The organism is Sphingobium sp. FG125, from assembly GCF_057809795.1.
The window spans coordinates 57,831-74,008 of sequence record NZ_JBMDKQ010000010.1 but is presented as its reverse complement, the minus strand read 5'-3'; the positions used below and the strand labels follow the sequence as shown (position 1 = coordinate 74,008).

At 65.1% G+C, this 16,178-nt stretch carries 14 protein-coding genes; 10 read left to right on the top strand and 4 right to left on the bottom strand.

The features are described 5' to 3' along the window. Window positions 1-41 precede the first annotated feature (41 nt). Genes ccoG through ccoS form a run of 4 tightly spaced genes read left to right on the top strand, consistent with a single transcriptional unit; the run spans window position 42 to window position 4,196 of the window. Complete coding sequence (gene ccoG / locus ACODSR_RS11640) at window positions 42-1,472, top strand: cytochrome c oxidase accessory protein CcoG (protein WP_489076606.1); 1,431 nt, start codon at window positions 42-44, stop codon at window positions 1,470-1,472. Further along, window positions 1,472-1,924: a FixH family protein gene (locus ACODSR_RS11635; RefSeq protein ID WP_489076604.1), complete on the top strand. Its 453-nt coding sequence runs from the start codon at window positions 1,472-1,474 to the stop codon at window positions 1,922-1,924. The genes ccoG and ACODSR_RS11635 overlap by 1 nt, the downstream gene beginning before the upstream one ends. Then, entirely contained in the window at window positions 1,924-4,059 is a 2,136-nt protein-coding gene (locus tag ACODSR_RS11630) for a heavy metal translocating P-type ATPase (protein ID WP_489076742.1), read from the top strand. The genes ACODSR_RS11635 and ACODSR_RS11630 overlap by 1 nt, the downstream gene beginning before the upstream one ends. Further along, window positions 4,056-4,196, top strand: coding sequence for a cbb3-type cytochrome oxidase assembly protein CcoS (ccoS, locus tag ACODSR_RS11625; RefSeq protein WP_006959946.1), 141 nt, complete (start codon window positions 4,056-4,058; stop codon window positions 4,194-4,196). The genes ACODSR_RS11630 and ccoS overlap by 4 nt, the downstream gene beginning before the upstream one ends. A gap of 21 nt (window positions 4,197-4,217) precedes the next feature. On the opposite strand, the gene ACODSR_RS11620 is transcribed toward ccoS, so the two are convergent. Together ACODSR_RS11620 and parE are read right to left on the bottom strand one after the other, a co-directional pair. Further along, entirely contained in the window at window positions 4,218-5,492 is a 1,275-nt protein-coding gene (locus ACODSR_RS11620; RefSeq protein WP_489076602.1) for a serine hydrolase, read from the bottom strand. A 32-nt stretch (window positions 5,493-5,524) separates the two neighbouring features. Beyond that, entirely contained in the window at window positions 5,525-7,501 is a 1,977-nt protein-coding gene (gene parE, locus ACODSR_RS11615) for a DNA topoisomerase IV subunit B (RefSeq protein WP_489076600.1), read from the bottom strand. 159 nt (window positions 7,502-7,660) lie between these two features. Here parE and ACODSR_RS11610 point away from each other — a divergent pair, with 159 nt between their 5' ends. After that, window positions 7,661-8,503 (top strand): outer membrane protein, encoded by an 843-nt coding sequence (locus ACODSR_RS11610; protein ID WP_489076598.1) that lies wholly within the window; start codon window positions 7,661-7,663, stop codon window positions 8,501-8,503. Window positions 8,504-8,572: 69 nt separating this feature from the next. Here ACODSR_RS11610 and ACODSR_RS11605 read toward each other — a convergent pair whose 3' ends face one another. Next, window positions 8,573-9,277 (bottom strand): GcrA family cell cycle regulator, encoded by a 705-nt coding sequence (locus ACODSR_RS11605; protein ID WP_489076596.1) that lies wholly within the window; start codon window positions 9,275-9,277, stop codon window positions 8,573-8,575. Between the two features lie 115 nt (window positions 9,278-9,392). Between ACODSR_RS11605 and ACODSR_RS11600 the strand changes: the two genes are divergently transcribed. Continuing rightward, the gene (locus ACODSR_RS11600; protein WP_489076594.1) at window positions 9,393-10,253 is read left to right on the top strand and encodes an ABC transporter permease; all 861 of its coding nucleotides are present in this window, start codon (window positions 9,393-9,395) and stop codon (window positions 10,251-10,253) included. 3 nt (window positions 10,254-10,256) lie between these two features. On the opposite strand, the gene ACODSR_RS11595 is transcribed toward ACODSR_RS11600, so the two are convergent. Continuing rightward, entirely contained in the window at window positions 10,257-10,379 is a 123-nt protein-coding gene (locus tag ACODSR_RS11595) for a hypothetical protein (RefSeq protein WP_489076592.1), read from the bottom strand. A 226-nt stretch (window positions 10,380-10,605) separates the two neighbouring features. Between ACODSR_RS11595 and wecB the strand changes: the two genes are divergently transcribed. From wecB to ACODSR_RS11575, 4 genes are all read left to right on the top strand, one after another. Further along, on the top strand, window positions 10,606-11,715 hold the full coding sequence (gene wecB / locus ACODSR_RS11590) for a non-hydrolyzing UDP-N-acetylglucosamine 2-epimerase (RefSeq protein ID WP_489076590.1): 1,110 nt from the start codon (window positions 10,606-10,608) through the stop codon (window positions 11,713-11,715). A gap of 268 nt (window positions 11,716-11,983) precedes the next feature. Then, entirely contained in the window at window positions 11,984-13,279 is a 1,296-nt protein-coding gene (wecC, locus tag ACODSR_RS11585; RefSeq protein WP_489076588.1) for a UDP-N-acetyl-D-mannosamine dehydrogenase, read from the top strand. Between the two features lie 102 nt (window positions 13,280-13,381). Then, on the top strand, window positions 13,382-14,077 hold the full coding sequence (locus ACODSR_RS11580) for a polysaccharide biosynthesis/export family protein (RefSeq protein ID WP_489076586.1): 696 nt from the start codon (window positions 13,382-13,384) through the stop codon (window positions 14,075-14,077). Beyond that, entirely contained in the window at window positions 14,077-16,167 is a 2,091-nt protein-coding gene (locus ACODSR_RS11575; protein WP_489076584.1) for a GumC family protein, read from the top strand. The genes ACODSR_RS11580 and ACODSR_RS11575 overlap by 1 nt, the downstream gene beginning before the upstream one ends. Window positions 16,168-16,178: the final 11 nt, after the last annotated feature.

The window sequence follows — 16,178 nt, the reverse complement described above, 5'->3', positions numbered from 1 at the left end:
CTCCGCCGGTCCCCCTCCCCTTGCAGGGGAGGAATGGGGAAATGACCACCGCTCCCCTGTCCCTCTACGAAAAGCGCAAGGGCGTTTATCCCAAGGCGGTCGATGGTTTCTACCGTCGCCTGAAATGGGCGGTGATGGCGGTCACGCTCGCCATCTACTGGATCACCCCCTGGCTGCGTTGGGATCGCGGTCCCTATGCACCCGATCAGGCGGTGCTGATCGATCTCGCCCATCGTCGCTTTTATATGTTCGCGATCGAGATATGGCCGCATGAATTTTACTATGTCGCGGGGCTGCTGGTCATGGCCGGGGTCGGCCTGTTTCTGGTGACCTCCGCCGTCGGGCGGGCCTGGTGCGGCTATGCCTGTCCGCAGACGGTATGGACCGACCTGTACCAGCATGTCGAACGGTTCATGGATGGCGACCGCAATGCCCAGATCCGGCTCGACAGGGCGCCCTGGACCGTAGGCAAGATCGCCCGGCGGGTTGCGAAATGGAGCGTCTGGCTGGTCATTGCCTTTGGCACTGGCGGCGCGTGGATATTCTATTTCGCCGATGCGCCGACGCTTCAGCATCAGTTCTGGGCCGGGACGGCGGCGAGTGTCGCCTATGCCACCGTCGCCGTCCTGACCGCGACGACCTTCATCCTGGGCGGCTTCATGCGCGAACAGGTGTGCATCTATATGTGCCCCTGGCCGCGTATCCAGACCGCGATGCTCGACGAAAAGTCGCTGGTCGTCACCTACAAGCATTGGCGTGGCGAACGGCGCGGCAGCCTCAAGAAGGCGCAGGCACAACCCGATGCTTTTGGCGACTGCATCGATTGCGACCAGTGCGTCGCCGTCTGCCCGACCGGCATCGACATTCGGCAAGGGCCGCAGATCGGCTGCATCACCTGCGCCCTGTGCATCGACGCCTGCGATAAGGTGATGGGACAGGTCGGGCGGCCACGCGGCCTGATCGACTATTGTACCGAGGATGACGCCACTGCGGAAAAGGCTGGGCGCCCCCCACGCCCCGTCATCCGGTCGCTGCTCCATGTTCGCACGCTCGTCTATCTGACGCTGTGGAGCGCGGTCGGCGCGGCGATGCTGTTCGCGCTTGGCACCCGCACGCGCATGGACATCAGCGCGCAGCAGGATCGCAACCCTGTCGCGATGCGCCTGTCCGATGGCACGATCCGCAACGCCTTCACCGTCAAGCTGCGCAACATGGAATCGCGACCCCGGCCCATGCGGGTCACGGTGGAGGGGCTGGCCGGGGTCAGCCTGTGGACCGACCGTGATGGCCGGGCCGATGCACGCACGACGATCGACACGGTCGTCCCGCCCGACAGCGTGGCGAAACTGCGCCTCTTCCTCGCCGCGCCAGCCCATGGCCCGCAGCGTCAGGACTTTGCCTTCACCGTCCGCGCCACCGATCGCGAAGGTGGCGCTGACCGCGAACCTGCCCATTTTGAAAGGCTGCAATAATGTCCGGCTTTCGCCTCAACGGTCGCCATGTTGCGGCGATATTCGTCGGCTTCTTTGCCGTGGTCATCGCGGTGAATGTCCTGATGGCCAGCTACGCCGTCCGAGGTTTCGGCGGCACCGTAGTCGATAACAGCTATGTCGCCAGCCAGCGCTTCAATGAATGGCTCGCCATGGCGCGGCGGCAGGATGCGCGTGGCTGGCGGCAGCAAACGCGGCTGGATGCCGGACGCCATCTGGTCCTGACTTTGGACGGGCCAAGCGCAACCCCGACATCGGTTGCCGCGACGGCCGAGCATCCGCTGGGGCGCACTGCCGATATTCCTCTGCGCTTTGAGGTGCAGGCGGACGGCCAATGGCGCGCGGTCACTCCGCTGCCCACAGGACGATGGATCATCCATTGGACCGTCCAAGCCGACGGCCATGCCATGCGCTTTGTGGAAAGGAACGGATGATGCAGAGCGAGCCTGTCACCGTGTCGCCCGATCCGGTCGTACTGGAGCCGGCCCATAGCATATTCGCGGTGCCGGACATGCATTGCGCCGGTTGCATCGCCAAGGTCGAGCGCGGGCTGACCATGTTGCCTGGCATCCATGCCGCGCGCGTCAACTATTCGGCCCGGCGGGTCGCCATCACCCATGATCCGGCGCTGACCGTGCCGGACCTGCGCGCGGCCATAGCGGGCATCGGCTTTGCCGCTGAACCCCTGGCCGATCCGACGATCGAGGTGGAGAGCGCGCAGGACAAACGCCTGTTGCGCGCGCTGGCCGTCGCGGGCTTTGCGTCGATGAACATCATGCTGCTGTCGGTATCGATCTGGTCCGGGGCGATGGGCGCGACCCGTGAACTGTTCCACTGGCTGTCCGCCCTGATCGCGCTGCCGACCGTCGCCTATGCCGGGCAGCCCTTCTTCTGTTCCGCCTTCGCGGCGCTGCGGGCCGGGCGGACCAATATGGACGTGCCGATCAGCATCGGGGTGCTGCTGGCAACGGGCATGAGCCTTTATGAGACGATCACCGGCGGCGCCCATGCATGGTTCGATGGCGCGGTGATGCTGCTGACCTTCCTGTTGGCCGGACGATGCCTGGACGCCATGATGCGGGGCCGGGCGCGCGATGGCGTCGCCGCGCTGCTGCGCCAGACCGCGCCGGGCGCCTATGTGATCGAAGCGGGGCAGCGTCGCTGGGTCGCCGCGCGGGCGCTGGTGCCGGGCATGATGATGCAGGTGGCTGCGGGCGATCGCTTTGCCGCCGATGGCGAAATTCGCGAAGGCAAAAGCAGTATCGATCTTGCCTTCCTGACTGGCGAGAGCCAGCCGATGGCCGTCGGGGTCGGTGACGGCGTTCATGCCGGTGCGCTCAATATGGACGGGCCGCTCAGCGTCGTCGTGCGCGCGGCGGGTGCGGATACGCTGATCGCCGATATAGCGCGGATGATGGACGCGGCCGGGCAGGGCAAATCCCGCTATGTCCGCATTGCCGACCGGGCGGCGCGGCTATACGCGCCTGCCGTGCATCTGCTGGCCGCCCTGTCGTTCGCGGGCTGGATGATCGCGGGCGCTGGCCTGCATCAGGCGCTGCTGATCGCCACCGCCGTGCTGCTGATCACCTGTCCCTGCGCCCTTGGCCTAGCCGTGCCTGCGGCGCAGGTGGTGGCTTGCGGCGCGCTGATGCGGCGCGGCATATTGGTCAAGGACGGTTCCGCACTGGAGCGGCTGGCAGAAGCCGACCGCGCGATTTTCGACAAGACCGGCACGTTGACGCTTGGTCGGCCAATGCCGGTGAACCTGGATGCGCTGCCGTCCGATGCCCGGCCCGTCGTGCTGGCGCTGGCCCGCGCCAGCCGTCATCCGCTCAGCGCGGCACTGGCCGAAGCGCTGCAACGACAGGGCGTCGTTGCGGCAACACTGTCTGACCTGCGCGAGGAGGCTGGCGTTGGCGTTAGCGGGCTGTGGCAGGGGAGGGCCGTTTCGCTTGCCCGACCGGAACATGCGGATAACTGGACCAGCCTGTCCACGGAATATCGGGAGGGCGAGCGCCATAGTCTCCTGACCTTTGCCGACATGCTGCGTCCCGATGCCGCCGCGACGGCAGCGGACTTGCGTACCCTTGGCCTTGATCCGATCATCGCGAGCGGCGACCGGCCCCAGGCGCTGCACGATGTGGCCTTTGCGACGGGCATGTTGGCGACCGGCCATATGAGCCCGCAGGCCAAGCTGGCGATGATCGAGCGGCTCAAGGCGCAGGGGCATCGCGTGCTGATGGTGGGCGACGGCCTGAATGATGGTCCGGCGCTCGCGGCGGGGCATGTCAGCCTGGCGCCATCTTCCGCCAGTGACGTCAGCCAATTGGCCGCCGATGTCGTGTTCCTGGGTGACAGCCTGGCCTCTGTCGCGGTTGCCGTGCGTGCGGCCCGGCGGACGCTGGCGATCGTGCGTCAGAATTTCCTGCTGGCCGTGGGCTATAATGTCTTGGCGGTGCCGCTGGCGATTGCCGGGCTGGTCACGCCCCTGGTCGCGGCTCTGGCCATGTCCAGTTCGTCGTTGATCGTCATTGCCAATGCCCTGCGGTTGCGGCGGGCTGCGCGATGATCGGCCTTGCGCTTCTTATTCCCATTGCCCTGCTGCTGGGACTGGTCGGGCTTGGTGCCTTCTTCTGGGCATTGACGGCCGGGCAGTTTGACGATCCCGACGGGTCTGCCCTGCGCATATTGAATGATGATGACTGATCCGCTGCGCTGAACCCCGTCTCATTGGGCGATCAGGTTCAGCGCGCGGGTCAGCAGCGTGACGAAGCGGGCTTCATCGACGCGGGCGGCGCTGTCATTCCAACTCGCCGCAATCGCGAACCAGCGGCCATCGCGCGCCTGCGCCAGAAAATTCATGGCGATGACGCCCGGCTCCGATCCGCCCTTATAGCCCAGATAGCGCCAGCGTTTCGCATCGGCAGGCGCGATGCCGGGATTGACCGCCATGACCGGCAGAGCATCGCCGCCGTTTCGCCGCAGCCAGTCGAGCAGGTGAACCATATCGCGCGGCGTGGCGAACCATTCGATGCTGTCGATTGCGGTCGGCACTTCCGCAACCGTGCCGATGTCCACCGCACCCGCCGCCAGTCGCGCGGCATCGGCGGTGATCAGCGCGCGGCGCGCGTCCGGCGTCGTTGTGGCATAGCGGCGCGCAAGATCGGCATTGGCGGGCATTTTAAGCGCGAACGCCTCCGCCGTGGTCAGCAGCGGCAGCGTCGCGTCGGGGCGGGCATGGCCGCTCGTCCCGACCATCGCATCCACGCGCGCGCGCCCCAGCGCCAGCAACAATGTGTCAGCGGCGCTATTGTCGCTCTCCGCGATCATCGCCAGCGCCAGACTGTGCAGTGTCATCGGCGCACCGTCCGGTGTCGTCAGCAAGCGCCCCGAAAAGCTCTTCTGTGCCAGCGGAATCACATCGCTCCAGCGCCGCTCCCCCGCCGCCACGGCGCGCGCGAGTTCCGCCATGATATAGAGTTTGAACGACGATCCGGTGGCCATCAGCGCATCGGCCCGGTGGCCATGCAGCCAGACCGGTCCCGCCTCGTCCAGCCGGGCTATGGACAGGGCCGCCTGACCGGGCAGGGCCGCGACATCGGCCAAGACCCGGTCCATGCTGTCACCGCTTTGCCGTATGCCCACCAGTTGCAGGCCGATGACCCGGTGGGGCGCTTGCGGCGCGACCACGAGGGTGAAGCCGACCGTTGCCCGCTCATAGCGGATTTCCACTACCCCCGTCGTCGGACTTTCGACCTGCACCGCCCCACGCGCAACCGGCTTGCCATGCTGCTTGCGCAGATCGGTCGCCAGCGCGCGCCATTGCGCGACCGGTACGGCGTCCAGGAACAGGGTGGAGAAATAGGCGTCCTCGCCGCCAGGGGCGCTGAGCATGTCGAGCAGTTGCGATGCCCGTTGCTGATAGGCGACAGTGGGTTGGGCAAGGCTGCCGGTCGGCAGAAAAATCACAAACAGGGTGATGAGGATCGACCAGAGCCGCACACGCTAAATCCGGTTCGGGGTTAAACGGCCCCTCATGCGTCGATCGCTTCTTCGTCCACCGCTGCGGCATTTTCCTGAATGAAGGCGAAGCGGTGCGCCGGGTTGGTGCCCATCAGCCGATCGACCAGATCGCGCACGCTGGCGCGTTCCTCGACATCGGCGGGCAGGGTGATGCGGATCAGGCTGCGGGTCTTGGGGTCCATGGTGGTTTCGCGCAGCTGCATCGGGTTCATCTCGCCTAGCCCCTTGAAGCGGCTCACTTCGACCTTCTTGCCCTTGAACTCCTTGCGCATCAATTCCTCGCGATGCGCATCATCCTTGGCATAGAGGCTCTTGCCGCCAGCCACGATGCGATAGAGCGGCGGCTGCGCCAGATAGAGATGCCCGCGCCGCACCAGTTCCGGCATCTCCTGAAAGAAGAAGGTCATCAGCAGCGTGGCGATATGCGCGCCGTCCACATCGGCGTCGGTCATGATGACGATGCGGTCATAGCGCAGATTGTCGGGGTTACAGTCCTTGCGCGTGCCGCAGCCCAGCGCCAGGATCATGTCGGCAATTTCCTGATTGGCCAATATCTTGGCATTATTGGCCGACGCGACGTTCAAAATCTTGCCGCGCAGGGGCAGGATCGCCTGCGTCTTGCGGTCCCGTGCCTGCTTGGCCGAACCACCAGCCGAATCGCCTTCGACCAGGAAAATCTCGGTGCCTTCGGGGTTGTCGGTCGAACAGTCGGTCAGCTTGCCGGGCAGGCGCAGCTTGCGCGCGCTGGTCGCCGTCTTGCGCTTGACGTCCTTTTCCTGCTTGCGCTTGAGCCGCTCGTCCATCCGGTCGATGACATAGGCGAGCAGCGCCTTGCCGCGGTCCATATGGTCGGTCAGATAATGATCGAAATGATCGCGCACCGCATTTTCAACCAGCCGCGCCGCGTCGGGGCTGGTCAGGCGATCCTTGGTCTGGCTCTGAAATTGCGGATCGCGGATGAACACGGACAGCATGATTTCCGATGACGTCATGATGTCGTCGGCGGTGATGTCCTTCGCCTTTTTCTGGCCGATCAGGTCGCCAAAGGCACGGATACCCTTGACCAGAGCGGTGCGCAGCCCCGCTTCATGGGTGCCGCCATCGGGCGTCGGGATGGTGTTGCAATACCAGCTATAGCTGCCGTCGGACCAGAGCGGCCAGGCGACCGCCCATTCGACCCGGCCAGCGGTGCCAGGAAAATCCTGATTGCCCGCAAAAAACAGGCTGGTCGCACATTCGCGGTCGCCCACCTGTTCTTTCAGATGATCGGCAAGCCCGCCGGGGAACTGGAACACGGCTTCAACTGGCGTATCGTCGCTGATCAGTTCGATCGCGCATTTCCAGCGTATCTCGACGCCCGCGAACAGATAGGCCTTGGACCGGGCCAGGCGATGGAGCCGCGCAGGCTTGAACTTCTGTTCGCCGAAAATTTCCGTATCGGGGATGAAAGTGACCGACGTGCCGCGCCGGTTGGGGGCAGCGCCGACTTTTTCGAGCGTGCTGGTCGGATGGCCCTGCGAAAAGCTCTGGCGGAACAATTCCTTGTTGCGGGCAACCTCCACGACCGTGCTGGTCGACAGGGCGTTGACCACGCTGATCCCCACGCCGTGCAGGCCGCCCGACGTGGCATAGGCCTTGTCGGTGAACTTGCCGCCCGAATGGAGCGTGGTCATGATGACCTCCAGCGCCGACTTGCCGGGGAATTTGGGGTGCGGATCGACCGGGATACCGCGGCCATTATCCGTGATGGTCAGCCGGTTGCCCGGCTCCAGCGTTACCTCGATCCGGGTGGCGTGGCCCGCGACCGCCTCGTCCATGCTATTGTCCAGCACTTCGGAAGCCAGATGGTGCAGCGCGCGCTCGTCCGTACCGCCAATATACATGCCGGGACGACGACGGACCGGTTCCAGTCCTTCAAGCACTTCAATGGCGGAGGCATCATAGCCGGGGGAGGATGTGGGCTGGGCGGCGAACAGGTCATCGGACATGAGGACAAGCTATAGGCAGGCGCGCGATCCGCGCAAGCATTGTGCTGAAATGGCAACAGCAACAAAATGTTGCACTGCGACGTGAAACAAAAGCGCCGTTCAACCCGTTAGCGGATCGCAGTTGGGTTTTTACACCCGATCAGGCGAGGAGATTTTTCAATGCATTTCAACCGTATCGCGCCGCTTGGCGCCACCCTGGCGCTCGTTCTGGCGGCAGCGCCCGCCCTCGCGCAGGATAGCGGCACGGTCGACTGGACCGGTCCCTATGTCGGCGGGTCATTCGGCTATAATTTCCAGAAGAAGGACGGTGCCGAGCATCTGCGTTTCGATACCAACGCCGACGGCACCTATAATGACACCATTACGACGACGACCGGCGCCAATGCTTTCTCGCCCGGCACCTGCGGCGGCGCGGCGCGCGGCTCCACCCCGGCATCGGGCTGCGATGATGACAAGGATGCGATCGGCTGGATGGGGCATGTCGGCTATGACATGCAGTTTGGCGGCATTGTCGCCGGTGTCGTCGCCGAAGCGGGCAAGGCCTATATCAGCGACAGCGTGACCGAATATTCGACCACGCCGGCCTTCTACACCATGACGCGCCGGATCGACTGGAACGGCAATCTGCGCGCGCGCCTGGGCTACACCACGCCGGGCGGCATCATGCCCTACATCACCGGCGGTCTGGCCTATGCGAAGGTCAAGAACAGCTTTGCCACCAGCAATGGTGCCAACAGCTTCACCCAGGTTGATGCCAAGGAAGATGCATGGGGCTGGACCGCAGGCGGCGGTATCGAAGCGAAAGTGTCCGACAATTTCTCGATTGGCGCCCGCTATCTGTGGACCCGTTATAATGTCGGCGATTATCGCGTCGATGTCGGTGCGGGCAGTGCGCCTGCAACCAACCCGTTCCTGATCACCCCGTCGGGCGGCACGAGCATGAACCGTGGCGACAAGTTCGACACCCAGAGCGTGATGGTGACGACCAGCTTCCGCTTCTGATCCAGGCATAAAAAAAGGGCCGGTTCCTGCGAAGGAACCGGCCCTTTTTTTGTGCCTTGGCCAAATTTCTTATCGAACCCGTGGGCCACCAAAAGGCAGCGGCGGGGGCGGGCGGCGGGTGCCGCGCGGCAATTGCGCCTGATAGGCGCGGCCGCAATGTTCGACGCAATAGGGGAAGCCGGGGTTCACCTGCTCACCACAGAAATGGAAGTCCGGCTCGCCCGGATGCCCCATCGGCCATTTGCAGATCCGCTCGGTCAGATCGAGCAGCGATGTCTTGCCTGCAATCTCGGCGCTCGGCTTGGCGGGGACCAGACGGCGGGGCGGCGCAGGCGGGATCGGGGCCTGCTGGTCGCCCGGACCCTGACGCAGGAAGCCGCCCGGCCCGACCGATACGATGCGCGGCTGCGGCTTGGGCGCGACGACCGGCGCTTCGTCGGTGACGGGCGCAGGCGCGGCGGGCGCGGCTGCGGGTGTGAAGGCGCGGACCGGGGCCGGGGCCTCAGCTACGGGCGCGGGTGTTGCCGGACGCGGCGCTGCCTCTACCTCGGCCGCCGGAGCGGCGCTTGCGGGCTTACGCGGCGGCACCGCTGCTTTCTTGGGCGCGTCATTGGCCTTGACCGGCGAAGGACGCGATTGCAGGCCCAGGCGATGGGCCTTGCCGATCACCGCATTGCGGCTGACGCCGCCCAGTTCCTCGGCGATCTGGCTGGCGGTCAGGCCGCGCTCCCACATCCCTTTGAGCTGGTCGATACGCTCGTCGGTCCAGGACAATGAAACACTCCTCAAAATATCTGGCTGCGTCCCTATATGGGAAGCCGGTGCGCAGGTTCAAATCCATGAACAGCGCCCTTGCAGCAAATCCTCTCAGCCGATAGTCGATCCATCCATGAACGACCAGCCCAAAATTGCCCCATCCGCGCCCGCCCTGCCGCCATTCCCCGAACCGGGGGTGCCGGTGATTCGCAACATCAACTGGGCGGGCAGCTGGGCGCTATACCTCAAGGAAGTGCGCCGCTTCATGAAGGTCCAGCTTCAGACGGTGTGGGGACCGGCGATCACCACCCTGTTGTTCCTGGTCATCTTCATCGTCGCCCTGGGCGGCAGCGGCCGCACCGTGATGCTGCGCGGGCAGGCGGTGCCTTTCGCCGATTTCGTGGCGCCTGGCCTCATCATCATGGGCATGATCAACGCCTGCTTCGCCAATGCCAGCTTTCCGCTGATGGTGGGCAAAGTGCAGGGAACGCTGGTCGATTATCTGATGCCGCCCATTTCGGTCGGCGAATTGTTGGGTGCGCTGGTCGCCTCCTCGGTCACTCGCGCACTGTTCGTCGGTTCGGCGCTGTGGGCGGCGATGGCGCTGTGGCCCGGTGTCCATGTCACGCCTGCGCATCTTTGGGCGTTACTGTGGTTCGGGGTGATCGGCACCAGCTTCATCGCCTTTCTGGGCGTGCTGACCTCCATCTGGGCCGACAAGTTCGATCATAACGCCGCGGTCACCAACTTCCTCATCGGCCCGCTGGCGCTGCTGTCCGGCACTTTCTACTCGATCGACCGGCTGCCGCCCTTCTTTCAGGCGATCAGCCACGCCAACCCTTTCTTCTACATCATATCGGGCTTCCGCTATGGCTTCGTGGCAGCGGCGGACACCAATATCATCGTGGGCAGCAGCGTATTGCTGGCGCTCAATATCGGGCTTGGCGCGCTCTGCTACACGCTGTTGAAGCGCGGCTGGAAGATCAAGGCGTAGCGCTCAGGAAAAGGCGGCGAGGATCGGCATGATGGCACTGAGGACGATCACTATCGCCACCGCCATCAGCCAGTGACGCCAGCGGGGCAGGGCGCTGTCGTGCGCCTCTTCGTCCCACGGCCACATCAATGGCCGACACCGCCAAAGCGCGTGGACGCAAAGCCCGCCTCGATCATCGCACATTTCATAAGATGCGTATCACCCGCTCAGATATGGATGCCCTAGCATAGCATCTGGATGGCACAAAACCATGGGTTGGCAGTCCCGCGTTCAGGCGATGGTTACATTTCTCTGCCACATCGGGCTGCGATACCGCTTTGCAGCATGAAAGATTGACGATGAAGGTCGCGCCATGAAGATCGCCATAGTGTTCGGCACCCGTCCCGAAGCGATCAAGATGTTCCCCGTGATCCACGCCCTGCGCGCACGGCCCGGCGTGGAAACCCGCGTCATCGTGACGGCCCAGCATCGTGGCCTGCTGGATCAGGTGCTGGAGATTGCCGGAATCGTGCCGGACATCGACCTTGACGTCATGGTCCCCAACCAGACGCTCGACGGGCTGACTGCCAAGCTGATCGTCGAACTGGGCAAGGCGTTTGACGCGGAAAAGCCCGATCGCATTGTCGTTCATGGCGACACGCTGACCACCATGGTGGCAAGCTTGGCCGCTTATTATCGCAAGATCCCGGTCGCCCATGTCGAGGCGGGCCTGCGCAGCGGCGACATTCATCATCCCTGGCCTGAAGAGGTGAACCGCCGCGTGGTCGCCTGCATCGCCGACATGAATTTCGCGCCGACGCAGGCTGCCGCCGATGCGCTGCTGCGCGAAAGTCGCGATGCGGCGGGTATCCACATCACCGGCAATACGGTGATCGACGCGCTGCTCGCCACCCGCGACAGGGTGCTGGCCGATCCCATGCTCGCCAGTGGCCTCGACGATCTCGCCGCGCGCTTTGCGGGCAAGCGCATCATTGCCGTTACCAGTCACCGGCGCGAAAATTTCGGCGGCGGCATGGAGGCGATCGCCCGTTCCATCGCCGACATTGCCGCGCGGCCTGACGTCGCGGTGATCTTCCCGGTCCATCCCAACCCCAATGTCCGCCCGATCATGGACGCGGTGCTGGGCGACCTGCCCAATGTCGCGATGATCGAACCGCTCGATTACCCCCATTTCGTCCGCCTGCTCGATCTCTGCACGCTCGTCCTGACCGACAGCGGCGGCGTGCAGGAGGAAGCGCCCTCGCTCGGCAAACCGGTGCTGGTGATGCGGGAAACCACTGAACGGCCCGAAGGGGTGGAAGCGGGCACGGCCAAACTGGTCGGCACCGACCGCGCGCTGATCGTGCGTGAAGTGTTGGCGCTGCTGGACGATGAGGCGGCCTATGACGCCATGGCGCGGGCGCATAATCCGTTCGGCGATGGTCATGCGGCGGAGCGGATTGCCGCGATTATCGCGGGATAACGCACCCAAATCTTCCTCTCCCGTAGGGGAGAGGCAACGAGACTTGGCAGCTTGCTGCCTTAGTCGCAGTGGTGAGGGCGTCCGCCCTGACGTTGGCGCACAGCCCCCTCATCCAACTGCGCCTAACCGATCCTGCGGATACGGTAAGGCTCCATATCCTTCTCCCCCGCGGGGAGAAGGTCGATCTTCGCATCACCGTTACCGAAATCTTCAGCATTTCCGGGCAGAAACTGGGGCAAATCTTTAGCCTCATAAGGACTGCCCCTCCATGCCCGTCGACACCAAGCAGAAGGTTTCCGTCATCGGCCTTGGCTATATCGGCCTGCCGACCGCAGCCCTGATCGCCCGTGGGGGATGCCAAGTGGTTGGCGTGGATGTGTCCACGCATGTCGTGGAAACCGTCAATTCGGGCCGTGTGCATATCGAGGAGGTCGATCTTGACGGGCTGGTGCAGGGCGTCGTCGCGCGCGGCAATCTGCGCGCCAGCCTGACTGTCGAGGACAGCGACGTGTTCATCATCGCCGTGCCGACCCCGGTATCGGAAGATCGCGCGCCCGACATCAGCTATGTTCTGAAAGCCGCCCGCACCATCGCTCCGGTGCTGAAAGCAGGCGACACGGTGATCCTGGAATCCACGTCCCCGGTCGGCACGACCGAAGCGATGCGCGACGTCATCGGCACTATGCGCCCCGACCTGAAAATGCCCGGCAAGGGCGTACAGGGCGACATCGCCATCGCCTATTGCCCGGAGCGCGTTCTGCCTGGCCGCATCCTGGTCGAACTGATCGACAATGATCGCTGCATCGGCGGCATCACGCCCCGTTGCGCGCGCAAGGCGCTGGGCTTCTATCGCCAGTTCGTGCGCGGTGCCTGCATCACCACCACCGCCCGCGCAGCGGAGATGGTGAAGCTGGTGGAAAACAGCTTCCGCGACGTCAACATCGCTTTTGCCAACGAACTCTCGGTGATCGCGGAAAATATGGATATCGACGTGTGGGAAGTGATCCGGCTGGCCAATCGCCACCCGCGCGTCAACATCCTGTCGCCCGGTCCCGGCGTCGGCGGCCATTGCATCGCGGTCGACCCGTGGTTCATCGTCCATGGCGACCCGGAAAATGCCCGCATCATCCGCACCGCACGCGAAGTGAATGACGGCAAGACCGACTATGTCGTCGCCAAAGCCTCCGACATGATCGATGCCTTCGCCAACGAAAATGTCGCCTGCCTCGGTCTCGCCTTCAAGGCGAATATCGACGATTTCCGCGAAAGTCCGGCGGTCAAGGTCGCCGCGCGTCTCGCCCGCCGCTATGGTCGGCGGATCAAGCTGGTCGAACCCTATGCCCATGCCCTGCCGATGGAATTTGCCGGGACCGGCGCGGAACTGATCGATCTCGATACGGCTCTGGAACAATGTGGCGTGTTCGTCATTCTTGTCGATCATGACACGTTCAAATCTGTCCCCGTCGATGAACGTGTCGGCAAGGCTGTCTATGACACGCGCGGCATCTGGCCCGACCAGCCACGCCGCATCGCCGAACCGGCACCGGGGCGCGTCGCCGTCTGACAATCGGCCATCGGGCGCGACCCGTCGCGCCTGTGGTTGCCATCGCCGTGCCGCACCGCTACCCCCCGGCCTCAAGTGGGCCATAAGGGGGCAGTTGTGCAGATGACCATCAGGCAGATATGTGCCGCGATGACAGGCTGCGCCTTGCTGTCGGCCTGTGCCAGTGTCGAGCAGGCACCGCGCGGTGACGCCGCCTATGCGCTCATCCCGCCAGCACCCGCCATCGGTGCCGATTATCGCCTCTCCCCCGACGATGTGCTGCGTATCCAGGTCTATCATGAGCCGGGCCTCTCGCTGGAAGATGCGCAGGTCAGCGCGGCTGGCACGGTGCGGATGCCTCTGATCGGGGACGTGCCGGTTGCTGGCCTGTCATCGGGCGACGCGGCGGACCTGATCGCCGCGCGGCTGGGGCAGCGTTATCTGGTGTCGCCGCAAGTCACGATCTTCGTGAAGAAAGCGGTAGGCCGCCGCATCACCGTGGACGGCGAAGTGCGGGAGCCGGGTCAGTTCCCGCTCGACGGGCGGCTGACGCTCAGTCAGGCGGTGACGCTGGCCAAGGGGCCAACCCGCCTCGCCAGCCTGTCGCAGATCATTGTCGTGCGGCAGATTGACGGGCAGCGTCAGGCGGCGATGTTTGATCTTGCCGCGATCCGCCGTGGCAAGGCCGCCGATCCTGAAATCCTGCCCGGCGACTCAATCATCGTCGGCCTGTCGCGGGCCAAGGCGATTCTCGGCGGCTCGCTGCTGGCCGCGCCAGCGCTGGCTGCCGGGTTCATCGCTCTTGACGGGAAGAATTGATGAGCGCGGCTGACACCATCGCATCGGACGAAGGCCGCGCCGCCCGCTTCGCCGCCGCCACGCGCCACGGCTGGGCCGTGCTGCGCCGCCATCGCGTCATCCTGTTCGTCACCATGGCGCTTTGCCTGCTGGCGGGCGCGCTGTTCATCCTCATGTCCACCCCTGACTATCGCGCGACCGCCTCGGTCGAAGTGCAGGACATACCCGCCGGGGCCGCCGGGGCAGGGGCGCAGGCCACCCCGCGCGTCGCACCGGGGGACATCGAATCGCTGATGCAGACCGAACTGGAAGTGCTACGCAGCCGTGCGCTGGCCGAAGAGGTGGCGCGAGACCTGGCGCTGGTCGGCACCCCCACTTTCTTCGCCGGCATGGATCGCAAGCGCCCGACCGAGGGCGCGGGCAGCCTGACCCAGCGACAGGTCGAACAGGATATGGTCATCCACCTGCTGCGCGACAATCTGGAAGTCGACCTGCCCGGCAAGTCGCGCGTCCTGCGCATCAGCTTCGTCAGTGCCGACCCGGTCCTGTCGGCGCGCGTCGCCAACAGCTATGCCGACAGCCTGATCCGCGCGGACCTCAAGCGCGGTTTTGAATCAGGGGTTCAGGCCCGTCGCTTTCTGTTGGGCGAACTGGATGGGGCGCGCAATGATCTCGCGCGGGCGGAGCGCGATCTGGCGGTCTATGCGGCCCGTTCCGGTACGACGACGGGCGAAGCAGGCGAAAAGCCACGCCCCCCGGAAGGCAGCACGACCGCCCGTCTTGCCCAGCTCAACGCCTATCATGCCCAGGCGCTGGCCGATCGGATCGCAGCGCAAAAGCGGTGGGAAGGCGCACGTCGGGCCAGCGCGGAAACCCTGCCCGAAGTGCTGGGCAATGGCGCGATGCAAACGCTGATGGCCAGCCGCGCCGAAGCGCGCGCCGCCATTGTCGAGGAACGCCAGTTCCGCAAGGACGCCCATCCCGACATGCGCGAAGCCCGCGCGCGCCTGGCCGCGCTGGATGATCAGGCGGAGGTGATGGCCAACACCATCCGCGCCTCGCTGCGCGAACAATATGAGGTTGCGGTGCATGGTGAAACCCAGATCGCGGCTGAAATCGCCGATCTGGAACGGCAGGCGCAGACCGAACGCGGGCGCGACGTGCAGACCGGCATATTGGAACGGTCGGTCGATACCTACCGGATGCTGCATGACAGCTTGCTCCAGCGCTATCGCGACATGGCGTCGCAGGCCGGATTTCAGGCAGGCCGCATCCAGCCGCTCGATCGCGCTGCCGTGCCGACCCGGCCTTTTTCCCCCCGCATCGGCGTGACGCTGTTGCTGGCGTCGCTTGGGGGAATCGCGCTGGGCCTGCTGCTGGTCGCGGCCCGGCATATGTTCGACGATGCCGTGACGTCTGCCGATACGCTGGCGGAGCGGGTCGGACTGCCGCTGCTGGGCGCGGTGCCGGTGACCGGCGATGCACCCCAGCCGGTCGACATCTTCTCGCCGCTCGCCTCATCACTGCTGCTGGCTTCGGCGGGTGGCCTGCCGCGTTCCATCCTCGTCACCAGTGCGCAGGAGGGGGAGGGCAAGTCGCTGACTCTCCACGCGCTCGCTTTGGCGCTGGCGGGGCTGGGCAAACGCGTGCTGGTGATCGACGGCGACATGCGCCGCCCGGTCCAGCACAGCCTGTTCCGCCTGCCCGCTGGGCGCGGCATCAGCGCATTGCTGACCGGGCAGGCGAGTGCGGATCAGGTCATCGTCGAGACCGGCACGGCGGGCGTCGCCCTGCTCCCCTGCGGCGCTGTACCGCCCAACCCGGCCGAATTGCTGGCGACTCCGGCGCTCGAAGCCCTGCTGCTGGCGGTGCGCGAGGACTATGACACGGTGCTGATCGACGCGCCGCCGATTCTGGGCGGCACCGACGCGCTGTTGCTGGCGGGCAAGGTGCAGGCCAGCCTGCTCGTGGTCGAATGGGGCCGCAATCATCATGGCGGCCTGCGCGCCGCCGTGGACCGCCTGCGCCGTGCGGGCGGCGCGATCATCGGCGCCATCCTCACCAAACAGCAGGGGCGCACGATGGAATATGATTATCACCGAGGCGGGTAAGTCATACTCCT